Genomic DNA, 23,268 nt, shown 5'->3' with positions numbered 1-23,268 from the left:
CATTTTTGGTTTTTAGATTAACTGATTTTTGGATCTAGATGGAAATAAAAAACGGATCCCTCGCCCAGCTTACTATCTACTGCAATGGTGCTACCGTGCAAGCGCAACAGTTCCGAAACCAAATATAACCCTATTCCGAATCCCGCTATATTTTGCCGGTCATCATCATTAACACGGTAGAAGCGTTGGAATAATTTGGTTTGATCCTCGGGCGTAACACCCAAACCTTCATCCTTGACATAAACCCGGAGCTTGTCTAATGCACTTTCCCAACCTAGCGTGACGGGACCGCCCAGAGGTGAATATTTTATGGCGTTGCCGACGAGGTTTATCAGAACTTGCCTCATTTTCTCGCGATCTGCAAAAACCTCCACGCTTTCACGTCCCACAATTTCAAGGGTATGGTTCGAACTGATCAGACGAGCTTCCTCCATCACCTCATCAGCTAAAGGCTTCAGCGCAAAATGCGTCTTCTGTATATTAATCTTCCCGTCTTCAATCCGGGAGAGTCCAAGATAATCCGTTATCATCGAGATCATTCTTTTCACATACGCTTCGATTTTGGTGCTCATATTCAGAAAGGAAGTATCTTCTACTTTCGTGGACTTTTTAACCAACAGCTGGGCATATAGTAATATCGATGTTAACGGCGTTTTGAGTTCGTGGCTTACCATCGCGACAAAGTCATTCTTCCGTTTTTCTTCCTGCTTTCGTTCGGTAATATCACGCGCTATCTTAGAGATGCCGATAATGTTGTCCGAATCATCTTTTATAGGCGATATCGTTAGCGAAACGTCTATTAGCTGTCCGGCCTTCGTCCGTCGCCTGGTTTCGTAATGCTCAACACTTTCACCGTTCCGTAATTTAGATAAGATATAATGTTCTTCCTCCTTTCTGTCCTCGGGTATAATTTTCATAACAGATTCGCCGATAATTTCTTCGGGAGCATATCCAAACATCTTTTGTGCGGCGTTATTCCAACTCGTAATTATTCCTTCGGTGGTCTTACCCACTATGGCATCATTGGACGAAGCGATGATTGCAGCAAGCAATGCGTTCCGCTCACCCGCCTGAATCGTATCGGTGATGTCCAGCATTGTACCGATAAACCGGGTTAACGTCTTATTCTCGACAAAAACGGTACCTTGAATTCTGATCCAACGTAGACTATCATCGTCGAACCTCCTGACCTTATATCGTACATCGATATGCCCCTCATTGGAACCATTAGCGATCTCCCTCACCTTATCTTTTACGTCCGATCGATCCGCTATATCTATCCGTTCCAGGAACTCCTGGAAAGAAATATGATCTTCTGCTCGGAGACCGAGAATTCTTTTACATTCAGCGGACCAATACACTTTGCCTCGCTCCCGGTTCCAGTCCCAAGTCCCTAACTTTGTGGAATCGATCGCCAGTTGCAATCTTGATTCGCTTTCCTGCAGCTTTGCCAACAATACCTCGGCACGGTGAAGTTTATAATGCTGATCCTCTTCGCTATGGGTGTGCTTTTCTATATTTTCGTTCTCCATCTATAACCAATATTAGCCAATCGTCGTCAATAAAGTTACTATTATTTTTCTTTCATTCATTATATTTGTCCCCATTCCATGCATTCGGTCGTCATTAGGGTATATTTTAATTTAAATTTTTAAACAATGAAAGAATTTGCGTTAATTTTCAGACTGAAAGACATTTCCGATTTCAAACCCTCTCCCGAACAAATGCAAGAAAGGATGAATTGGTTGGCAGGTATCGCCTCGCAAAACAAATTAGCAGATAAAGGCAATACGCTGCTACCCTTCGCAGCAAGCGCGAAAACCGTAAAACCCAACAATGTCATTACGGACGGTGCTTATACCGAAATTAAAGAATTTATCAGTGGTTATATCGTCGTAAAAGCCGATACCATCGACGAAGCGGTAGAAATGGCAAAGGGTAATCCAATTTTCGACCAAGTAGGTGGAAGCATTGAAGTGCGGGAAGTTTTACAACGTGATTAATTCAAAATCGCATAGGGAACTATTACCGCATTTATTCCGACAGGAATATGCTAAAATGACGGCTGTGCTTTGCCGTCATTTTGGCTTAGCCCATATTGAAATTGCAGAAGACATTGCCAGTGATACATTTTTGAAAGCGTCTGAACATTGGGCTATCAACGGCGTACCCGATAACCCGACCGCATGGCTATACACAGTAGCCCGAAACAAGATCAAAGACTATTTCAAACATAAATCTATCTTTGAGAACAAGATAAAGGAGGACGTAAAACCCGCTGAAATTGAACTAGGAAAAGATTTTGAAATTAATCATCAAATCATTGCAGACAGTCAGTTAGCGATGATTTTTGCGGTATGCAACCCTGCCATCCCCATAGAAGCCCAAATTTCTTTGGCACTTCAAATCTTATGCGGTTTCAGCGTAGAAGAAATAGCCAACGCCTTTTTGACAAATCGAGAGACCATCAAAAAGCGGTTGCAAAGAGCTCGGACCAAATTGCGGAATGACAAGTTTCAAATTAACGACTTAACCGCAGCCGATATCAAAACAAGGCTGAACACTGTACTAAAAACATTGTACTTGCTTTTCAACGAAGGCTACTTTTCCACGACCAACAATCAACTAATCAGAAAAGACCTTTGTTCCGAGGCCGTCAGGTTAACATTGGTCTTAACTGAAAACCAGTTGACTAATACACCCGAAGTAAATGCTTTACTCGCTTTGATGTGCTTTCAGAGTTCGAGATTGGATGCCAGAACAGGCGTTAACGGGGAAGCTATCCTGTTTGACAAACAGGACAAAAGCCTCTGGGACAAATCACTAATCGACAGGGGAAATTACTATTTGGTCGAAGCCTGCCATGGCGGAGAAATTTCGACGTATCACTTGGAAGCAGGTATAGCCTATTGGCATACGACCTCGACCGATAATAACAAATGGGAACACATCCTACAATTATACAACAAACTTATACTTGTTGAATATTCACCCATTACGGCCTTAAATAGAGCATTTGCTTTCTCTAAAGTCTATGGTAATGAAAAAGCCATCAAGGAGGTGGAAAAGTTAAATCTTTCGGAAAGCAACTACTACCACGGACTATTAGGCTATTTATATTCCAGCATAGACATTCCTAGGTCAATTCAACACTATACAAACGCAATTGATTTGACAAAATCCAAAGTAGAGCAGGAAACACTCCAACGAGAAATCAATAGATTACTCCGAATCTCCCTGCCCCCTTCCAAGTAGATTTATTTCTCTAAATCGGATTCTGTATGCATGGCGCAAAGCCACTGATCATTTTCCTTTACCCATGTTGATGCACATGCACAGCGAAATGCTGACGTCTGTCCGTCGACGACATATTCCAATTGAATGATGTAAGCAATAACAGCCGTCGTTTCATTGATTGTTTGCGACGTGATATCCGAAATATCAAGAACCTGCATCTGCATGTTTTTGCTAGATTCGAAATTCTTGTGAAATTCGGTTTCATCCACTTTTCGCACGCCGGTTTTCCCCATAATAATACAAGGAAAGCGGGTAAGATTTTTAACAGCGTCAATATCGCGGTCTTCCATGGCTTTCCAATACCGTTTTTCAAATTCCAAAGCTTCCATATTCCTTTATTTAATCTTTAAAATAAAGTTTTATTCGCAAATACCTTTCCAAAACCCAACGGAGTGTCGCCACTTTTCGCTAACAGCGATCACTATAAAAAATGTTCGGCTGAACGTATTAATTCTGTTCACGGATAAAGTCCCGAATCAATTCTTGGGATCGTAGCGTACTATCGGATCTAAGGTAGCGAGGACGCCAACGCTTGTATTCTTCCAAGAGACCTGCAGCACGTTTATGCATCAAGGAATCGAGCTCGCCGATACGATGACCTTTCGGCACAGCGTAAACAAAATTCCCCTCTTCTGAGCTAAACGTGGGCATCCGGAAGAAATCTCGCTCCACATGCTTACCAGAAGTATCAGCGGTATGAAACGCCTTGACGAAAAAGTCTACCGCATAATCGGGGTAGCCGAACAGGTATCCATACCCGCGCAGGCGATCATATTTCTTCCCATACTCGTTGGCCGTTACGACCATTGCCGGGTTAGCACCCCGTGTTATGCCAAACTGTCCAAAAAATGCCTGCTGCGCGTCCAACAGGCTATCCAGCAACGCGGTACGAACCACGCTAACCTGTAGCGAGCGGTTCTTGCCGTAAGCTGCTGCGTAAGGCACAAACACCACATCCAAACCGTCTAGGTGTATGGAATTGACCGCCCGCTGTATACGAGCAATCTCCGCAAGATAAGCAAATGCGGAGTCAAGTTTCGTAGAATCCGAATTGGCAATCGGAAAAGCAAAAGAAGTCAAACTGCTCATGGGCTTGATGTCTGCGAGCAGCGTAAAAAGTGCCTCATTATCAAGCCCGACCTGTAATATGGAATCAGCCAGCCTATAATCGTCGTTAATCTCCACGCCGGCTTGCGGTAAACTTTGATATTGCGTCTTACAAGACAGCAATAAAACCAGTGTCAATAATAGAGCGGAAAGGGGTTTGATGATCGTCATTTGGAATAATTTTTAAATTGTTGTATGGATTAAATACGCGTCTAAAATGTTGCACCTACGCTAACCTGCACACCTTTTCGATGATCGAAAAACGTTTGGTCTGCTCGTTGATAAAAGCCATGGGCCTTGATGAACAGACTGGTTTCCCGAGCTGTGGAAAGTTCAAACGAATAAACGAGTGGCACGCCAATGGTCAGGAAATCCGACGCAAAATAATGTGTTTCCTGCGCCATCATATCGGCCACTGGAAGGGAATTCGGAAGGGCTCCACCATAATCGTAATTTGCGTTTAGGCATTGTCGATAATCAACCGATACACCGATGGAAAAAAGAGATGTCGTTGCACTACTGAGCGAAAAAGCCTTTTCAAAACTTGCCCCGTACAGCATTTCTTCGAATGCAAACGTAGAGCTTGGTATCAGGTATCTATCCTTTGTCTTACCATAAGCCAGCCTTCCCTTAGCTCTATAGCTGTATTGGCTGCCATTCATTTTAATCAGCTCGTAGCTTGCTCCAATGCTAGATTTATCATATGTAGAACGTACGCTGCTGTATCTATTCATATAGCCGTCACTATCGAGACCAGGAACGAATTCGTTGATATATTCCGAACCTCTGGCATTTGACCAATAGCCTTTCGCATCGATAATGTGCTTCCAATGTTCTTGTGAGCGGCGTAGCGCCAGTGTAACCGTCCAATCGTCCTGCAAAAGTGTCCCTTCAGGCCGGGTATCCATAAAACCGACGTGTACATTCTCAGCCCCCACTTCGTAGTTCCCCGAAAGCAGCACAGACCAAGGACCTTCAAATCCATATTGTAATCCAACCCCTATCCTATCTGCTTCATAGTTTGTCTGGCGAGTTGTGGTTAGGTTTTCGTAGCCTAACCGAGCAATCGAATGCCCAAGACCATATAACGAAAAATATCCTTGGTCGATCTCATTGTTTACGCTTCGATTCGTCGCTTCTTCCTTGTGGTTACGGTAAGAAACATGGACACCTATCCGATACTTTGGAGCGATCCGGTAGAGTACCCCCGGGCTGACCTCGAGCGCATAGAACCTATTCAATGCACGCACATCACGTTGCTTAGCCCCACTAGAGGAGCGGTACTCCATGGCCAATCCTAGCTGTAACCTGTCGTCTTTGAGCGGGAACGCCAACTCGAAACCAAGGTGATAATGTTCGTTAGCCCAATGACTGGCATTGGTGTCTGCAATCATGTATGGCATTCCGCGAAACGGATCAATCAAGGATGCATTGTATTCGGCATCGCGACGATCTTGTCTAGCGTAACCGAAGTGTCCCTGTATGTATAGATCACCCAGGTATATATTACCTAGCGTACCCACATCAGCTTGTGTGCTTTTTCGTGCTTCCTGCGGTCTTCTGAAATCTCCAGCTTGACTACTGTACCCAGCCTGTAGCACAGAAAAGTGAGCCGGTCGGTCAACTAGCAGCCCGGCAGCGTTACCTGTGTGACGCCAATTGCCGTATTGCTGACCCACTTCCCATTGCAGCATATTGTCTACCGTCTCTTGCTGTGCCACTACGCTGTTAGCATAGCCAAGGGAAAGTAATGCCAATAGGTAGAAAGTGATATTTTGGTATATACTCATGTCGCTCAATTCTATTTTTAATCCGTGATTAATTCGCAGATGACCAATCGGGGACGCCTTGTCCGTGGTACCTGAAGTGCGGAACCACCTTACGCTCGAAATCATCTGTGCTGTTGTTGGTATCCATCAAGATAGGTGATCCATCGTTTCTGTTTCCCAGCTTTTTCCGCCGAATGCCCAATGAGTTGTAGGTGGCATCGACATAGGTAATCCCCGCATCCAATACAGTAGGTACGCGTTTTGCGGTCCCCATAGTTTCATTTTGTACCGCTTCCACCGCGTCAACGACATAGCTACGCGGTATCTTGGCGTACAAATTGGGCGCGGTCGTGGACAGGTCACGGGTCTGTAAATCCGGATTGCCAACGGGGTCATACGTCTCTCCTTCCGGAACGCGGAATATAACCAACGCACTTCCAAATACCGAAGTCAGGTATTGCGGAGACGAACCCATCGCAGCGTTCCCGTTAAAAAATATATGTTGCATATCGGTGGCCGGCTGGTCCGGGAAATTAGGATTATTCATATTGAACTCAAACTCACATTTCGAGCAGTCAATGGGTGAATTTGGACTATACTGGGGCAAACGGTGGTTTGCGGCAAACTGTGCAATGGTAAAGGATTCTCCCGGTTGCAGTGGATACTGCGCGCCATTGCCCGGAACACGCCATATACGATCAGTGTATACGTATCGATTACCGTCTTCTTCCGGCCAGATCGGCATACTTGTCGAAGCCGCTATAGGCACCAGTCGAGCAAAGTATAACCCATCGGCATAAGCAGTTCCATCCGAATTGTTGGTAATTTCGTAAAACTGGTTTCGAAAGTAAAAAGGATCTGTCCCGGAATAAAAGATTTCGCTGAAGGCGAAAGGACCCACCGTAGCACCGTCGACTTCGATTTCCAACGTCTCGTGCTCCCGAAGGATCATCACATTGTTCGCGCTTCCATTCAGGAAAAAATTTCCCTGGTCACTCTCTACCGTCCCGCTCACGGTAACGCTATACACACCGGGCACCATGTTATCGATATAGTTGGCCCCAGCCTCCATGGTACGTTCGATCCGGATTCCCTCCGGAAAATTTTGCAAAACCAATCGCAAGCCTTCGGTCGATGTAACTTCCTCGATAACCGGAATAGCCTCCAAGCGTAACGAAGCATACTGAATATTTTCTATCTCGCGTGCATCATTGATTTTCTGACAGCCTTGAAAGATAGAGCAACATGCACAAAAAACAACGAAGAAACTACCCACGTTATATTTTTCTAATTTCATATATATATACTTTATTAAACTCTTTAAAATTTAGCACCGACTCTAAATCCAAAAAAGAAGGGAAGGCCGGGACTATTCCGTGTATTGTCAGGCATATTTCGTGTATAGTACCGCGTACTGACCCGATCCGATTGTGCCACCGGATATGACCGAAATAGGTTGTTTGCAAAAAACGATATCTTCAGAAAGTCCTTAATCTCTTTGCTGATGTTCATGTTGAAATTGAACATGGCCGGCAAGCTTTCCACCACTTCCAATGGGCGCGCTACCGGACGAAGGATCTCCTGAAATTCCTTTTCTGTAACCTCCTCCCTATTTTTGAAATTAAAATCGTGTACCTGGCCATCTATTTTACTGATGTATTTAAGAGGAATGGAATCGTTGCCGTAGACCGTCCAATTCGATTCGTTCCAAATGGCATCGGTCGTTAGCGTCACGACAAAACCGATGGTGGGAATATTATGGACAACCTTTAACGTGGTCACGGTTGATTTTTCGTGCGCGCTTGTCATTTCCGGCGCATACAAACCAATGTGTGTCCGATCCGCTGCTCCGGCGCCGCTCTGTTCGTCGTAGAAAAAATAGTCCGAAGAATAGGATTTCTGTTGAATGTGGGCACCGTAAAGCTGAAATGCTGTCCTTATCGCATCTACTCTCCCCAAGTCCAAGTCGAACTCCAGCCCCCACTTATCCAACTGGTTATTGCTATGGGGTTGGTTGAAGGAGGCCAATACCGGATTGGAAGAAGCAACCTTTAATGTCGGATCAGCTGCTTGAACACGCTCATATTGTAGGTATTCTACCGGACGAAATGTATTCAGGGTAGGACCGATACCGTACGCATTGCGCAGCTTTTCCTGAAATAACGTTACATGCAATTGTGCCTTCCCTAGCCGTAGATCCACTCCGGCTTCCAATTTGGTATTCGTCGCAATTTTTAGATCGTTATTCTTGGTATCGAATACGCGCGTTGTCGTCATGAATAGCGCATCTTCACGCCCGCTGGCCATTTCATTGATGTTTATATAATCGAAATAAGCCGGTTCAGGATGCGCGTAGAGTAAACCTGGCGCTTTGGCCAAAGAACCGTAACCTAACCGGAGTACAGCCCTATTAGGTACAATGTCTGCAGAGAAATTGATTCGGGGCGAGAGGCGGTCGCCTACGCTTGAAAAGCGATCATAGCGAAGACCAGCAATCACGTTAAGACGGTGATCTCCGATATGGTAAACGATATTGTCTTCTACAAAAGCGCCGATCTGGTATAGGGCAGGAATATTATCAAATGGCCAGTTACGAAAGGAAGAGTTGACGTAGCTCAGGTTTCGGTATGGCGGCAAGCTGTCTGCAAAAATTCTTCCAGCGCCAAAGTTCCGGTCTAGCTTAAAATCCCCTCCTGCCAACCACGTGTGATGGGAACTGCCGAGCCGATGAAAGAAGGTGGTATTCGCCGAGAAAAAGGCGTTGAATTCTTTGCCGTCGATCTGGTGCATACCTAAATAGGTGCTCGGGAGATAAACGGCATGTCGACGTTCATCTCCCGGTAGGATACGGGTGATTTCCCGCCCCTCTTCGTCGAAAAGCCGACCTCCCGGTATATTGGATAATATAGCCCCGTCCTGTGTTGACATCCCGTAGGCTGCATTAGCAGCGGTATAACGCTGTTGATAATAGCCCTCCTTGTCCGTCACCCCAATCCTACCCGAATAAGACAGCTCGCGCCACCAAGAGGATGATTGCGGCCGATACGTACCCGAGCTGTTCAACACCCAGCCCAACTCTTTCGCTGAAGACCTCAGCTGTCGCGTTTGATCATTTGGGTTTTGCCTTCTCGTTTCGCCCCCATGGAAAACCACCAATCCATGGTGGGTACGCAGCTTGTTCTTTAGCCAGTTCGAACTGTAAAGCGCATTTAGGGATGTACGTTCGTAGAAAAGGTAGGACTGTACGGGATCATGTGTATTATGCGCGTAATCCGCTCCGATGCTGAGTGCATCCTGCTTGTCGTTTAGTGCAAATCCCTTGGATAGGTTGATGCCGTATAGATTGGGATTGGTGCTACCTTCTATAGCTAGCGGATGCATACCGGCCTTTTGATTGACGATCACCGCCCCAGACGTCATATCACCATACTTCACGCTCGGTATCCCTCGAATGACCTCCACAGATTCAATATTGTACAGCGGAATATTACGCGTGTCAAAACCACCCGAGGGTGGCGTGCCTCCGGACATTGATCTCGCCTCGTGTACGGGTGTAAGCGTCTGCAAGTTTGCGTTATTGGATACAGGCGAACCGTTCATCACAATGGCGGTTCCGAATGCGTTCAAATTGGAGGTCGTGTTGGCCACATTTCGGATGTTGATCTGTTTGGGTTCGTTCAGGTTCGGATTAACAACCAAGCCACCCGGTACAAGTGACATGACATCCGATAAACTATTGGCCTGCAAATGATCAATGGCATTACGTCCGATATGCGTACTGGACGAACCGTTGGTGGACGAACTCCGTCCGGTAACATCGACCTCAGAAAGCCTGTACGAATTGGGCCGCATCACAAGGCGAAGTTCCTGATCCCGTACCAGTATAATAGTTGTATCCAAATCAGCCATACCTACGTGACTAACCACAACCCGAATAGCTCCCATTGGGATATCCGCTAGCTGAAACGTTCCGTGTTCGTTGGCATGTGTATGTAAATTGTATGGTAATACTTTGATCGAGGCGGCGCCGAGCGGACGTAGGTTATCCTGCTGCAATTCATAAATGGCTCCTTTTAGATTTATCCCTCGTTGTTGGGCGTTTGCTAACGTTGCAGCTATACAAAGCGCCAAGAGTAGGGAAGCACACCTGATAAAGCATCTTTGGTCTGACATGTTTGATAGATATGGTTTTTGTTTGCTGCAAAGTTAATAAATAAAAAACCACAAATGCAACAAAGTTTCTTTTAAAATCTATCTCACGTAGCTTATGTGTCCGCCAGCATCTGTGACCGACATAAAAAAAGGCAGTCCGTTTGGACTGCCTTTTCTATACCATTAAAAACTGGATAACACTAGAACTTGAACGTTAGTCCAAAGTGAGTTGTGTTAAAGAAGTTATCAAACACGTTGATTTTGGTACTGAATTCATTTTGTGATTTAGCACCGTCAACGTCTACTTTTGAAGAGTTAAATGCTATAACATCTCCGAAAGAAAAGCCAATTGCGATGTTATTTGTAAGAAAATAGTTGGCACCTACACCAGCGTTCACTCCAAAGCCCTTTGTTTTGGCAAGATCGGTAGTTGCATTACCGTCGGCAGTTTCTCCACCAAGTTGGTTGTAACCCGCTCCTAGTTCAGCGTAGGTTTTGAAACGTGAACCTACTTCTAGAAAATAGTAACGTCCGAATGCACCGATTCCAAAGTTGTTTTTCTTAACAGAAGCATCTTGTTGTCCAGAATAATCTGTTGTTTTAGAATTACCTACAGCCAACTCTAAACCTACAGCGATCTTATCGCTTACGAAATATCCGAATTTCGGATTAAAGTTAAATTTAGAAACTTTTTTTTCTGTTTGTTTGTCATCCGTATTCGAAGAGTTGATAAAGCCTTCTACGATGAAATCTGTTTTTTGGAAACCAAATTCCTGTGCTTTTGAAGCAACTGTAAGACCTGCAACTGCAGTTAAAGTAAGTAATAATTTTTTCATATAAAATTGATTTTAATTTAAACTGCCGCAAATCTAAGCGTTTTACGTTGCGAAGCAAAACTTCAAAACATATTTTTCTGTTTAAGAGCTAGAATTCCGAATAATATTCTGACCATCAAAGTATTGACAAAGTAATAAGAATGTCATTAATCCTAACGCGGTTATTCACCGGCAAGTTTAAAGATAAAACACCAAACCAACAGTAAAGAGGCAGCCTTTTTAGAGCTGCCTCGTGTATAGGATGTTAAAGAGTCCTAATAATACGATTCATAATCGCCTCTTAAAAACAACCATTGCAAAATAGGATATCCTTTGCTGTTTACAGTTGAAGCCCAAGGATTTTGCGGACCAAGCTGCCAGCCGAGAACACTTTGATAGTTGTTCATATCACTCAGAAACGTTTTACTTTTTGTTTCTCCATCGTAAGGTGTATCCCGAACAGTAACTATGCCCGTGACGAAGCTAGATGCGGGAACAGGCGTGCCGTTTTTAATCACGACAACATCCTCAGATGCCCAACAGTTTTCTCCCTGTGCGATCACGCCGGCTACTTGGCCCATATTGGTAACAACACGACCTGCCAAACCATTCCCAACGTTTTCCACAGTTGGATTGAAAGCTATTAATCCCTTAACATCGCCATCTGTCCAACCCAAAAGGCCTCCAGCGCCTCGACCTGAGTTTGTATTAGAAAGGATTTTTCCGGCAGAGAAGCCGTTATCTACTTTTCCACCATCCCATACGATACCTGCTAAACCTCCGGCTCGGCTGTTGCTTGTGCCTGCGTTAGTTGCAATGACTTCCGCTGTGGAGAAGCTATTGACGATAATACTCGTTTTGCCACCATTCGCCTTTCCGACATTACCAGCGATTCCACCTACTGCATCTGTTCCGGTTACCTTACCCGTAGAAAAACAATTTTCGATGACACCAACCTTAACAGGTTTATCTGGTGAACGCAGACCGAGATAACCACCAAAAGCACCGCCACCGTTAGTTGATTGAATATCCACATCAACAAGTCCGAGGTCTTTACAGGAACCGAATAATACACCAAACAAACTGGCATACGAAGCATCCTTAGACGTCAAGTTCTTGATAAGATGTCCATTTCCATCGAAATGAAGAAATTTCATATACGGGTCGGCGTTATTAATAGGTATCCAATTACGTCCGATCATATCAATATCCGCTGTCAACTTAAAATAGTAGGGATTGCTTTCTGTATTGCTCCAATTAAGCGAATGCATATTTTGTAGGTGATTGGCAGTGGCAATCAAATAAGGATTGTCCGCCGTCCCATCTCCTCCTGCAAACTGTTCATTGCTACCACTTTTCTTTTTGACTAATATAAACGTCCGCAATAGGCGTTGCCCATAATGATTGCGAACGCCGTTATCCGTAGGATAATTGACTACACCTTTGTAACCTTTATCCTTGACGAACATGGTCGTAGAGCCGCCACCATCCATATTTAGTGCGTATTGTGGTGCGAAATAATTCGTCAAAAACTGGGTTGCTTCCTTAGCGGTCATGCCCGCCGATTCACTAAAGCGACCGTCAATCGTAATCAATAGGAGTTTATTATCTTCCGTTAGGGCAACCGCGGTACGTGGATGCCTAACGCCTTGATGCCTCCGATAATCTTCGTAATCTAAGCTATTTAAGTTAATCCCGGTAACATCCCCGATAAAATCTTCTCCCGCGTTTCTGTAATCATCAATCAGCAATGGAGCGCCAGAAAATATATTGATATAAGGAGATTGTGCGTAACTATCTTTCGTACCATAGCCTATAGTCAAATCCTGGCCGGCATTGTACGAAATAGCTCCCTCGTGCTTCCAAAACCGCAAATGCCCTTCGGTTAATGTAACCGGCGAGGCGATGTTCCCATTCGCTTTTATAAAACTCGCATCTGCTTCATAGGTCCCATTAATAGCTGCAATAGCGCCACGGGCTTCGGCGACGGCAGACAGCGTATCTCGATCTCCTAAGGAGACAAACTCCAATTCATAGTCTGGGTTTGACAAATCCAGTTCCACTACGTTTACAAACTGGTTGGCTGTTTGTGTTTGAATATACTTCGAAAACTGATAATGTATAAATCCGTTTTCTATCGTATCACTCACCCATCCATCCTTATCTTTTAATGTTTCATTTGTAACCGGCGGTTCCGGTTCTTGGAGCTCAGGCAACAGATTACCGAACTCCGAATTATCTAATATTTTTTTACTACAACCACTTATCGGAACAAGTGTAGTAAAACACGCTAGAAAAAATAATGCTAGAAACAGATTATGCTTTTTCATAATAATTACCATCTAGGATTTTGTTTTAATATTCCGTTCGACAAATTGATCTCTTCCGAAGGAATCGGATATAGATAATCCCTACCTTCTACTTCGTCAAATTTCCTACTGATGTTGCCATGTGCCACGACATGACCTCTATTCCCCTCTGACAACACGATATCTTGGCCGACTTCCATAAAAAGACTCGCCGACGATCCAGGTCTCGTACCCTGATATAAACAGAGGTCAATAGTCCCATTCCCATCGAGGTCAAAATCGCCTAATCTGCTGAAATACATACCAAGGAACGGCTTTTCAAATAATTTACCGGCCTTCCAACGCATGATATCGTAATACCGGTGGCCTTCCATAACCAATTCTATTCCTCTTTCTCTTCGTATTTCCAGGACAACGCCCATATACTGTGTGTTTTTTTCCGGCACATTCGGGAATCCAGTATTTTCATTTAATAAATAAGGATCAGGATTTGTGTTGGCCTGTTCTAAATTTAACGCAGGCATTCCCACTCTCGCGCGAAGTAAATTCACCGATTTATTTAAATCGGATTGTGTCAACGTAGCCAGTTCTGCTTTTGCTTCCGCAAAATTCAAATAAATTTCTGCTATTCTGAATAATGGCATATCATTGATACTAGCATCATTAGCATCATATATCTGTTCCATGGTGTACTTAATCAGATGATAACCCGTAACGGTAAAGGACAGGTTTGGTGCGGCAGCACCTCCACCGATCCTAGTATAGCCTGGCGTGCGAATAGTCTGCGCAAGACGCGGATCGCGGTTTTGCATTTCTTGTACGAACTCTCTTGTATTATAATTTGGTTGATCGGTGAACCGAAGCCCTCCTGTCGTCAAATAGGTATTAACGAAGCTCTTCGATAACCCGGGGCGTCCCATAGTGCTCGCGTTTGTAGCATTCTGTACACTATGTGTCAAGTTAAGTCCTTGGTTATAATGCCGCGCCAAAATGATCTCTTGACCTCTAGCATTGGGCGTTGCAAAAAGCTCTCGATAAGGGGTACTCCCACTCGTATATAGTGCATAGCCACCGTTGTCTATCAGTTCTTCCGATGCTATTACGCAGGCATTTAGATATTTTTCGGCATCTGCCATACCATGATATTTTCGAAAAGTGCCCTCGAACAAACCTACCCGCGATTTTAACGCTAATGCTGTCCATTTATTTACCCGATACACATCTTTAGCTGTGGGCAAGTATGCAATCGCAAAATCCAAATCTTGTATAATGGAATCTGCTATGAGACTTCTCGAATCCCTAGGTTTGAATAATCTTTCATCATCCGATCCTAAAACTTCATTAAACCAGGGCACATCACCGAACCTTTTGAGTTTTTCAAAATAAAAGTAAGCACGGAAAAACTTGGCCAAGGCATCATATTCATTTCTAACCGCTATATCATCCGTTTGATGCGAGTTCTGCAAGAGATAGTTAATTCTCCTTAATGCTTTCCAATCCCATCCACCTCCGGTGGCAGGCACTGTCCGTTGACCGGATATTTCTGTGTTTAACGGCGTGGAAATAATGACGTCTGCCCTATCGTTGTATACATCATCAGCTTCTGGAAATACATCTTCATAAAATTTATTACTATATAAGCGAAGTTCTTCTTCGTTAGAGAAATAAGTTTCCGGAGAAAGAGTCGCTAGTGGTACTTTATCCAAATCACAGGATATCAAGCTTACTATCAGCCCTACCCCTATTATTATGTTATTAAAATTCATCTTCATCGTTCTCTATTTTAAAGACTGATATCCAACCCAAACGTAAATGTCTTCGCCCAGGGATATACTTTAGCGTGGCTTGTCGACCTATTATACGTATTCTCTGTTGCCGCCTGTTCGGGATCGATATATTTACTTTCCAGCTTCGTAAACGTCAGTAAGTTTTCACCGCTAAAATATACACGAAGGCGAGATAGCCCCGCTTTAGACGCAACTTTCTGTGGCAATGAATAACCAACGGTGACATTCTTCAAGCGCATATAAGCTAAATCTTGCAAATACTTGCTATTTGCAACGCCCAATGAGCGGTTCGTATCATTCAATGCGATGTATCCGCGTGGGCGGGGGAAGTAGGCATTCGGATTATCCTCGCTCCATACACGGCTTAAAAAATCCTGACCTATAAATGTCGAATACGCACGTGAATAAGGCCCCCAGAAATAAGAGGATTCCCTACCAGGATACCAGTGCTGCCGCCCTATTCCTTGTACAAACACAGACAGGTCGATATGATTCCAGTCGCCGCCGAATGTAAAGTTGAAGTTGTATCGTGGTAAAGAATTTCCAATTACACGGCGGTCGCCCGGATTGTTTGCGGTATTATCGCCAAGCGAAATAACGTTGTCCCCATTTAAGTCTTCAAACTTCATATCGCCCGCATGTAGTCCTTGATCTATAGCCGAGGTGTTAATAATCGTATTCACCGATGTTTGATCAACCGCGTAATTCGCAGCCTCCTCATCTGTTTTAAAGAATCCATTTACTTCGTACCCCCAAATCTGCCCTAATCGTTGCCCTTCATAAAAATTGGATAGGTTTTTATTCGGGTTGTCAAATCGGGTCACCCTAGAAATATTATCTCCAACCCCTGCGCCAACGTAATAATTGAAACGCTTACCATCCAGATCAAACCCGTCTTTCCAGTTCAAGCTAGCCTCCCAACCTTTCGTTAATAGATCAGAAGCATTTTCCAACGGAAAATCCGCTCCATAGTAAGCCGGTATTGTTCTTCCGGCTGTCAGCATGTTTAAGGTTTCGCGTTGGTAGATATCTCCCGTAAACGTCAACCTCGACTGGAACAAGGCAACATCAATCCCCAAGTTTGTCGTATTTACGGTTTCCCAAGTCAAATCGCTCGCGTTAGGTTTACTTTCTTGCGCATAAGGAGCCATCACTTCACCGAAAGAATATTCTTTGGAAACATTCCCGGCATTGATGGTCTGCAAGTAATCGTAGTATCCCACTTGCTGGTTACCTAACGAGCCATATGATGCTCTTATTTTCAACCCGTTCAGCACATTTTGATCCCATGCTTCAAAGAAGCTTTCTTTGTCCACTCGCCAAGCCGCAGAGAAAGACGGAAAGAAGCCAAATCGGTGTCCCTTAGCAAAACGTGACGTACCATCGTACCGTCCGGCTGCTTCTACTAAATATTTATCTTGGTAACCATAATTAAGCCTATAAAATGTACCAAACAAAGCATATTCATTTTGTCCACCGTTGATTTCCAACACATCACCGGTAGCAATTTCGAAGTCGGTAAGCTGATCGCTCAGCAAACCATTCCGCGCTACTTTAATATCTTTTAAATGCTTCGTTTCATAGTTATATCCAGCCATTATCTTAAAATCATGGTCATTATTGAATACGTTCTGATAAGTAGCATACGTATTCACCGCTTGATATTGATGATTAACCTGGGTTTCATATAAGCGGTCATTTCCGATGCCTGACGTGATATTTAATACCTCTCCCGGATATTTAGAATATGCTATATTGGCCGACTTGTTCATCGTTTGGTAATTGTAATGAATAAACCGGTAACTTGACCGGATATCAAAACCTTTAAAAGGTCTGATCACAGCTTCTATCGTAGGCGAAAATTCACTTACCTTATCCATATTTCGATGCAAATCTTGCCCGAGCAGAGCAGCATAACCATCCATAAGATTATAATTACTGATACTTGTTTGATACACTTGCGTACCATCCGGGTTCACCGGGACGATGCTTGCCAGCCCGTGCACTACGGACGAACTAAAACTATTTTCTACGCCGCTTGGTCCAGGATAAGCATAAGCCGAATTAAAATAAGACAGGTTTGTATTAATATCCATCCAGTTGTTTACGGTAAAATCGACACGCGACCGTAAATTATACCGTTTCAGATCATCGGTATTCTGACGAAAGACACCCGCTTGATTAAAATAATTCCCCGACAAGCTATATTTCATATTTTCGGAGACACCATTCACACTGAGGTTATGTGTTTGCATCGGTCTTCTCAGGTCAAACAAATGATTATACCAATCGGTATTTCCGTAATATACATAGCTTTCACGGCCATCCCGATCATCTACTACTACCCAAGGTCGGTCCGGATGCTCCGTCTCATCGTTTCGACGCAGCCAGAGCTGGTAATAGTCGTCGTCCGTATACCGGGTATAATTGGAGCCGGCATAGTTAGAAAAAAACAAGTCATTTATGGCCGCTGAATAATAACCGCGAGTTTCAAAATCCGTAGATGTAGTTTGCGCACTAATGGAGGTCTGTCCGGAGTACGTAATCTGCGCGCGATTTCCACTTCCGGTTTTGGTGGTTACCAATATCACACCATATGAAGCGCGTGCGCCATATACCGCTGCGGCAGAAGCATCTTTAAGTACCGTAATCGATTCCACATCGGCGGGGTTAATACGGTTGATGTCCCCTTCGAATCCGTCAATGATAACCAAGGGTGTAGCGTTGCTGGAAATCGAGTTTACGCCGCGGATATTAAATCTTCCGGGAGCACCTGGTCTTCCCGAACCAAAGGTAACCTGCAGATTTGGAACAGTTCCTTGTAAAAGCGATGACACGTTTGCGGCAGGCCGGCTTTGCAATAACTTGGAATCGACCACCGTAGTTGCCCCTGTCAAATTCTCTTTCTTTTGTGTTCCGTATCCCACTACAACGACTTCATCCACTTCCTGTATATCTAGCTCCATTCTAATATTCACATTGTTGGAAGCTCCCACGCTCTGCTCCTTAGGAAGATAGCCCATTAGGGAAAACCGCAGCAGCCCGTCTGTGCCTTGTAGCTGCAAAACAAATTTTCCGTCGCCATCAGTAGCGCTACGGTTTTCATGCCCGATCTCCCGCACTGTGACGCCGCTTAGCGGTTGTCCACTTTCATCAACTACGGTACCCATTATCATCCGTTGCTGTACAGATTCTTCTATATCTCGAACCAACGTCGCCGTTGGAACCGAAATCTCGCGCCGACGGAGTACGACGTTCTTCCCAACGATGCTGTATGACAAATGGTATTTATCGGAAACATCTTTTAATACCCTTTGTGTGGTAACGCCGTTATAAGAAACGTCTAGAATAGCATCTGCCGGCACAACAGATTCGTCATAAAAAATATTGTATCCCGTTTGACGTTGTAATTCATTTAATAATTGTTCTACTCGCAGCTTGTTCTGCTTTAAGGTAAATGTCTGTCCGAATGTTAATGCGCTAACATGTAGATTGGCGGCTAATAACAATGGAATGGCTAGACTCAATTTCATCAGAATTGAATATTTTTTTTTCATACATTTGTATATGATTGATTATTAATTAGTCCTTAGTTATTTTTCAATCCTTAGTCATGTAGACGGAAACCAGGGGCGTTACGACCGCTCCTGTTTTTTTTGTCTCATGAAAAAAGTAACCTTATTCTTCCACGATGACCCTCCTTCCTTCTATTTTGAAGCGAACGCTCCCTGTTAATTCTATAAGTTCAAGCAAGTTATCAATTTGCTCAAATCTCGATATTGTTCCTGTAAAAAGGCTGTTATCGACCGCTGCGTTGTAAACCACCTCTACATTATACCACCGCGCTACACTTTCCATTACTTCTTTGATGGTCGCCTTGCGGAAAGCAAAATTTCCATTTTTCCAAGCCGTTGCATATATAGGGTCTACCTTTTTTACATCAAATCGCTGCGTCTGATTGCTTATTGTGGCCTGATCGTTTGGTTGCAGTAAAACTTCCTGTCCTCCAGCCTCAAGACCTAAACGTACTTTTCCTTCCACCAAGGTTGTTTTTATATTCTTCCCGTAAGCTTGGATGTTAAACGTCGTTCCCAACACTTCCAGTTTCTGTAAACCCGTTTCTACTATAAACGGTATGCGTTTAGCACCGGTCGTTTGTTTAGCCACTTCAAAATAACCTTCTCCTTCCAGCTCTACCACACGTTTGTCCTGCCCAAAATATACCGGATACCGCAGTTTACTCTCCGCGTTCAACCAAACACGGGTACCATCTGGCAATACCACTTGATATTGACCACCTTTGGGTGTCACTACCGTATTATGAATGGCAGTTTGTGCCAAGGCCTGTGCATCGTCATAGCGATAATAAATCGTACCGTTCTCGTCTTTAACGATGGAAAATCCGTTTCGAACAATGACCGTATCGCCTATAATTTCCTCTAGATTAATTTCTGAACCATTATCAAGAATAATACGGGCACGGTCGCCCCCCGGAACAATGACATTTTGCACCAGATCGCTTGAAGCAGAATCTTCCGGTGTATCGAAAAAAGAAAGATTATTATATAAAAATGGCACCATGACAATTAATGCAGCAGCAGCAACGGCTATCCATGGTTTTTTCCACCAAAGTTTATGGGTTGACACAGATTCATCCGCGACCTTTCGACGAACGCGTTTATCCTGCAAAATTTGTTGATAAATACTCGCTTTGCGTTGAAATAGTTTATCGTCAGGAAACCCTTCAGGTAACGTATCATACAGCTCTTCCAAGCGTTCTGTATCCTTGACATCAGCAAGCATCGCGCGAAGCCGTTGTATTTCCTCCTCGCTACATTTTCCTTGTTGATAGCGTATTATTAACTCCTTTAATTGGGGCTCGTTACTCATTTTCTGGCTGTGCTTCTATATAGATACACGCCCTATATCAAAAAAAGTACTATACGGAAAATAAAATTTTTATTAAAAAAAGAAGAAAGAGGAAATTATTGAGTTTGAGTCGTATAATTTTGGTCGCGGTCGCGATGTGGTTGCGAACTGTATTTTTCGAAAGACCAACACTATTAGCTATTTCATGATAGGATTTATCTTCCAGTTTATTCATCTGATACACTACCCGTTGCTGTTGAGGAAGCTCATTGATTGCATTTTGTATCACCGTACTCAAATCCTTATCTTCTATTCTTTTCTGGTTCTCATCCGTCGATTCTTCCCAGCTAGACGCACGATAGTTCTCATATTCTTCCCGATTTACCTTTTTTCGGAAGTGGGATATAGCCAATCGTTTAGATACCACGTATAGATAGGGATATATGCCTTCCGCGTCTTTTAGATTCTCTTTATGTAAATAAAGCTGCACGAAGGATTCCTGGGTAATTTCCTCGGCGACAGCGACCTCTTTGCACAGACGATAAACCTTTTTAACTATAATATCAAAATAGATATTATAGACATATTCGAAGATATGTTCATCACCTTCCTGGAAAGACAAGAATTCTTCTTCGGTTAACGGCGGTTTTAAAGACATAAATCTATTGCTTAAAAATCGATCCAAGTTAAGACATTTAAAACTTCGTTACAAATTACTGATATTAACTTTATGTGATATTTCCCTGGAATCGATAACAGCCCCAATACTATATTTTTTGTTACTTTGTAAAAATACTTGGCAGTAAATCACGGATGAAAAAAGCAGCGGCAACACGATTAACAATTTTACAGAAGGCTTTTGAGCTGATTTACGTTAAAGGTTATCAGACTACGAGTATTGATGACATCCTTGCCACGACACAAGTTACAAAAGGTGCATTTTATTACCATTTCAAAACCAAAGACGAAATGGGACTGGCCATTATTAACGAAATTCTAAACCCGACACTGACAAAGAGCTTCGTTGAACCTTTAGCAAATGAACAAAACCCATTGGAAGCAATATATAACCTGATGGACAATCTGTTGATGAAAAATGATTTTCTGAAAGTGGAATACGGTTGCCCTGCATCAAACTTTACGCAGGAAATGAGCCCTTGGAACAAAGAATTTAATGCCGCCCTAAATGAACTGACCAAAAAATGGGAAAAAGCAATGACCGAAGCTATTGAAGAAGGAAAGAAAAACGGTTTTGTCCGCAACGATGTAAACGCGAAAGAAGTGACCGTATTTGTCACATCAGGCTACTGGGGCATACGGAATTTCGGAAAGTTAGCAAATAATAAACTGGTATATACACCTTATTTAAAGCAACTTAAAATATACCTAGCGGGATTGGGGTAATTTTTTTACCAAAAAACATACCGTATAGTATGTTTTTGTATTACCTTTGTACACATGTACTCCACCCTATTAATTATACACTCATTAACCCGTTGGCTCGTGTTGGCCTTTTTGGTGTATTCCATTTGCAGCGCATTTGTTGGCTATACCCGCGACAAAAGGTTTTCTAAGGCCGATAATGCTTTCCGCCATTGGACCGCAACTGTTTCGCATATCCAACTCATGATCGGCATTATTCTCTATACACAAAGTCCGATTGTGAACTATTTCTGGGCTAAAACAGAATCCGGTTTACACCAGCTGGAATTGACATTTTACGGTTTGATACATATGGTACTCATGCTACTTTCGGTCGTTTTAATAACAATCGGATCTGCATTGGCAAAACGAAGGCTTACGGACAGAGAAAAATTTAAAACGATGTTCGTTTGGTTTTCCATTGCCTTCATTATTATTCTTATCGCTATTCCGTGGCCTTTTTCGCCATTATCCAGCAGACCAAATTTCAGAATGTTTTAATATGAAAAAGCTTTTCACAACGACAATCGGACACCTGCGGTTACTTGCTTTCTTAGAAGGAATTTCATTGCTTGTACTGGTTTTTATAGCCGTTCCGTTGAAGTACTATTTTAACGAGCCTTCCGTATCAAAAGTTCTCGGGCCAATTCACGGTGCATTATTTTTGCTGTTTGTATTTAACGCTTTGCGTACCGGCGTAGAACAACAATGGAAATTCAAAGAAACGACCTGGCAAGTTCTTGTCGCTTGTTTCATCCCTTTCGGGACTTTCTATATCGACTATAAAATTCTCCGCAACCTAGAAAACGGCAAGTAGCAAGATAAAGAACCCAAGTTCTCTCATCGTTTTATCACCCGATAAGCTATAACAAAGATCACCAATAGCAATAAAAATATAGCATAGCGCAGCAAGCAATTGCTGGCGCTATTCCGAGTCGACTCCTTCGCTTTATGTTGGTAGCTGCTGACACTATCTAAGTTTTGTTGCTCCAGTTTACGGCTAACGTTGGATTCCCAACCGAGTAGCCTTCCGGAAAACGTACGCAATCCGCTGTCGGGATGGTAGGCAAAGGCGGAATCGGAAGCAAAGTACCAATACCGAATAGCGCTATCCGAAGCAAAAGCCGTATGCGCATAGGCAAACCCATGCTGCTCCGCGCTGTTCGTCGTTTTGCGCATCGTATAACACGATGATGTTAATAATAACGCCAAGTATGCTATCGCCTGTATGGTCATCAGCTTTCTCATCTCCCACCTCCTATCCAATCGGCCACAGCATATATCGTAGACAGATGTCGCCGTTTAGATTCCACCCGGTTGTTGCTGTTGCCTTCGATCGTACGCAGGTATTTGCCCTTTATATCTTTGATAAGACCGACGTGGTTTATCCGTCGGACGCTTTGACCATAAATACCAAAGATATCGGCTGGCTTTATCTGCGTCAATGTAATGGGACGACCACAGGCGTCGCCCCTACAATATGTCCGGGCATTTGGAAACAAGGCCGGGCTCCACGGATTGCGGGGTTCGATTAATCCAGCTTGACCATAACACCAGCTCACGAATGCTGAACACCAGGCATAACCTTTACCCAGACCAGTATACCGGAGATATTCTTCTACCCGCTTCCCATCGTTATTACCCGTTGCCTCCCGCACACCGATTTCTTGCAGGGCAATCCCGATGACCTCTTGTCGTAGCGTGCTCTCCGCCCTCTCTTGTAATGAAGGCACATGTTTCG

The 23,268-nt window shown here is 43.6% G+C and carries 19 protein-coding genes; 5 read left to right on the top strand and 14 right to left on the bottom strand.

The window, feature by feature from the left end; genetic code table 11:
- Positions 1–17 precede the first annotated feature (17 nt).
- Positions 18–1,532, bottom strand: a complete 1,515-nt coding sequence (locus C5745_RS17775; protein ID WP_105718359.1) for a PAS domain S-box protein — start codon at positions 1,530–1,532, stop codon at positions 18–20.
- Between the two features lie 126 nt (positions 1,533–1,658).
- Here C5745_RS17775 and C5745_RS17770 point away from each other — a divergent pair, with 126 nt between their 5' ends.
- Positions 1,659–2,003 (top strand): YciI family protein, encoded by a 345-nt coding sequence (locus tag C5745_RS17770; RefSeq protein ID WP_105718358.1) that lies wholly within the window; start codon positions 1,659–1,661, stop codon positions 2,001–2,003.
- Entirely contained in the window at positions 1,996–3,255 is a 1,260-nt protein-coding gene (locus C5745_RS17765; RefSeq protein ID WP_207795841.1) for an RNA polymerase sigma factor, read from the top strand. Before C5745_RS17770 ends, C5745_RS17765 begins: the two co-directional genes overlap by 8 nt.
- A 2-nt stretch (positions 3,256–3,257) precedes the next feature.
- Here the strand turns inward: C5745_RS17765 and C5745_RS17760 are convergent, their stop codons facing one another.
- The 11 genes from C5745_RS17760 to C5745_RS17710 all read right to left on the bottom strand — a co-directional run bounded on the left by C5745_RS17760 (position 3,258) and on the right by C5745_RS17710 (position 20,763).
- Positions 3,258–3,626 carry a nuclear transport factor 2 family protein gene (locus tag C5745_RS17760; RefSeq protein WP_105718356.1) on the bottom strand — a complete coding sequence of 123 codons (369 nt, stop codon included), beginning with the start codon at positions 3,624–3,626 and terminating at the stop codon, positions 3,258–3,260.
- Between the two features lie 118 nt (positions 3,627–3,744).
- Complete coding sequence (locus C5745_RS17755; protein ID WP_105718355.1) at positions 3,745–4,575, bottom strand: hypothetical protein; 831 nt, start codon at positions 4,573–4,575, stop codon at positions 3,745–3,747.
- A 41-nt stretch (positions 4,576–4,616) separates the two neighbouring features.
- Positions 4,617–6,194 (bottom strand): DUF6850 family outer membrane beta-barrel protein, encoded by a 1,578-nt coding sequence (locus C5745_RS17750; RefSeq protein WP_105718354.1) that lies wholly within the window; start codon positions 6,192–6,194, stop codon positions 4,617–4,619.
- Positions 6,195–6,222: 28 nt separating this feature from the next.
- Positions 6,223–7,470: a DUF4876 domain-containing protein gene (locus tag C5745_RS17745; RefSeq protein WP_105718353.1), complete on the bottom strand. Its 1,248-nt coding sequence runs from the start codon at positions 7,468–7,470 to the stop codon at positions 6,223–6,225.
- Positions 7,471–7,493: 23 nt separating this feature from the next.
- Entirely contained in the window at positions 7,494–10,346 is a 2,853-nt protein-coding gene (locus C5745_RS17740) for a TonB-dependent receptor (protein ID WP_105718352.1), read from the bottom strand.
- Positions 10,347–10,525: 179 nt separating this feature from the next.
- Positions 10,526–11,161, bottom strand: coding sequence for an outer membrane beta-barrel protein (locus tag C5745_RS17735; protein ID WP_105718351.1), 636 nt, complete (start codon positions 11,159–11,161; stop codon positions 10,526–10,528).
- A gap of 254 nt (positions 11,162–11,415) precedes the next feature.
- Positions 11,416–13,470 carry a phosphodiester glycosidase family protein gene (locus tag C5745_RS17730; protein ID WP_105718398.1) on the bottom strand — a complete coding sequence of 685 codons (2,055 nt, stop codon included), beginning with the start codon at positions 13,468–13,470 and terminating at the stop codon, positions 11,416–11,418.
- 5 nt (positions 13,471–13,475) lie between these two features.
- The gene (locus C5745_RS17725; RefSeq protein ID WP_105718350.1) at positions 13,476–15,221 is read right to left on the bottom strand and encodes a RagB/SusD family nutrient uptake outer membrane protein; all 1,746 of its coding nucleotides are present in this window, start codon (positions 15,219–15,221) and stop codon (positions 13,476–13,478) included.
- A gap of 11 nt (positions 15,222–15,232) precedes the next feature.
- Positions 15,233–18,769, bottom strand: a complete 3,537-nt coding sequence (locus tag C5745_RS17720; protein WP_105718397.1) for a SusC/RagA family TonB-linked outer membrane protein — start codon at positions 18,767–18,769, stop codon at positions 15,233–15,235.
- Between the two features lie 145 nt (positions 18,770–18,914).
- Entirely contained in the window at positions 18,915–20,126 is a 1,212-nt protein-coding gene (locus C5745_RS17715; RefSeq protein WP_105718349.1) for a FecR family protein, read from the bottom strand.
- A 49-nt stretch (positions 20,127–20,175) separates the two neighbouring features.
- Positions 20,176–20,763 (bottom strand): RNA polymerase sigma factor, encoded by a 588-nt coding sequence (locus C5745_RS17710; protein WP_105718348.1) that lies wholly within the window; start codon positions 20,761–20,763, stop codon positions 20,176–20,178.
- A gap of 155 nt (positions 20,764–20,918) precedes the next feature.
- On the opposite strand from C5745_RS17710, the gene C5745_RS17705 reads away from it, so the two are divergent.
- From C5745_RS17705 to C5745_RS17695, 3 genes are read left to right on the top strand one after another with little or no spacing between them, the layout of a single operon-like run.
- Positions 20,919–21,509, top strand: coding sequence for a TetR/AcrR family transcriptional regulator (locus C5745_RS17705; protein ID WP_105718347.1), 591 nt, complete (start codon positions 20,919–20,921; stop codon positions 21,507–21,509).
- A gap of 54 nt (positions 21,510–21,563) precedes the next feature.
- Positions 21,564–22,028: a hypothetical protein gene (locus C5745_RS17700; RefSeq protein WP_105718346.1), complete on the top strand. Its 465-nt coding sequence runs from the start codon at positions 21,564–21,566 to the stop codon at positions 22,026–22,028.
- A gap of 1 nt (position 22,029) precedes the next feature.
- Positions 22,030–22,344 (top strand): DUF3817 domain-containing protein, encoded by a 315-nt coding sequence (locus tag C5745_RS17695; protein WP_105718345.1) that lies wholly within the window; start codon positions 22,030–22,032, stop codon positions 22,342–22,344.
- 23 nt (positions 22,345–22,367) lie between these two features.
- Here the strand turns inward: C5745_RS17695 and C5745_RS17690 are convergent, their stop codons facing one another.
- Positions 22,368–22,775: a hypothetical protein gene (locus C5745_RS17690; protein WP_105718344.1), complete on the bottom strand. Its 408-nt coding sequence runs from the start codon at positions 22,773–22,775 to the stop codon at positions 22,368–22,370.
- Positions 22,772–23,260: a CHAP domain-containing protein gene (locus C5745_RS17685; RefSeq protein WP_105718396.1), complete on the bottom strand. Its 489-nt coding sequence runs from the start codon at positions 23,258–23,260 to the stop codon at positions 22,772–22,774. The genes C5745_RS17690 and C5745_RS17685 overlap by 4 nt, the downstream gene beginning before the upstream one ends.
- Positions 23,261–23,268: the final 8 nt, after the last annotated feature.

This window comes from Sphingobacterium haloxyli (assembly GCF_002980525.1).
Taxonomy (GTDB): domain Bacteria; phylum Bacteroidota; class Bacteroidia; order Sphingobacteriales; family Sphingobacteriaceae; genus Sphingobacterium; species Sphingobacterium haloxyli.
The sequence above is the reverse complement of the archived record's forward strand: the minus strand, read 5'-3'. Positions and strand labels throughout refer to the sequence as shown.

Bases quoted from the DNA above. Each gene is read 5' to 3' on its own strand.
- C5745_RS17750 (WP_105718354.1), bottom strand. From the start codon at position 6,194: ATGAGTATATACCAAAATATCACTTTCTACCTATTGGCATTACTTTCC.
- C5745_RS17710 (WP_105718348.1), bottom strand. From the start codon at position 20,763: ATGTCTTTAAAACCGCCGTTAACCGAAGAAGAATTCTTGTCTTTCCAG.
- C5745_RS17735 (WP_105718351.1), bottom strand. From the start codon at position 11,161: ATGAAAAAATTATTACTTACTTTAACTGCAGTTGCAGGTCTTACAGTT.
- C5745_RS17730 (WP_105718398.1), bottom strand. From the start codon at position 13,470: ATGAAAAAGCATAATCTGTTTCTAGCATTATTTTTTCTAGCGTGTTTT.
- C5745_RS17760 (WP_105718356.1), bottom strand. From the start codon at position 3,626: ATGGAAGCTTTGGAATTTGAAAAACGGTATTGGAAAGCCATGGAAGAC.
- C5745_RS17720 (WP_105718397.1), bottom strand. From the start codon at position 18,769: ATGAAATTGAGTCTAGCCATTCCATTGTTATTAGCCGCCAATCTACAT.
- C5745_RS17745 (WP_105718353.1), bottom strand. From the start codon at position 7,470: ATGAAATTAGAAAAATATAACGTGGGTAGTTTCTTCGTTGTTTTTTGT.
- C5745_RS17740 (WP_105718352.1), bottom strand. From the start codon at position 10,346: ATGTCAGACCAAAGATGCTTTATCAGGTGTGCTTCCCTACTCTTGGCG.
- C5745_RS17695 (WP_105718345.1), top strand. From the start codon at position 22,030: ATGAAAAAGCTTTTCACAACGACAATCGGACACCTGCGGTTACTTGCT.
- C5745_RS17705 (WP_105718347.1), top strand. From the start codon at position 20,919: ATGAAAAAAGCAGCGGCAACACGATTAACAATTTTACAGAAGGCTTTT.
- C5745_RS17755 (WP_105718355.1), bottom strand. From the start codon at position 4,575: ATGACGATCATCAAACCCCTTTCCGCTCTATTATTGACACTGGTTTTA.
- C5745_RS17775 (WP_105718359.1), bottom strand. From the start codon at position 1,532: ATGGAGAACGAAAATATAGAAAAGCACACCCATAGCGAAGAGGATCAG.
- C5745_RS17770 (WP_105718358.1), top strand. From the start codon at position 1,659: ATGAAAGAATTTGCGTTAATTTTCAGACTGAAAGACATTTCCGATTTC.
- C5745_RS17715 (WP_105718349.1), bottom strand. From the start codon at position 20,126: ATGAGTAACGAGCCCCAATTAAAGGAGTTAATAATACGCTATCAACAA.
- C5745_RS17725 (WP_105718350.1), bottom strand. From the start codon at position 15,221: ATGAAGATGAATTTTAATAACATAATAATAGGGGTAGGGCTGATAGTA.
- C5745_RS17700 (WP_105718346.1), top strand. From the start codon at position 21,564: ATGTACTCCACCCTATTAATTATACACTCATTAACCCGTTGGCTCGTG.
- C5745_RS17690 (WP_105718344.1), bottom strand. From the start codon at position 22,775: ATGAGAAAGCTGATGACCATACAGGCGATAGCATACTTGGCGTTATTA.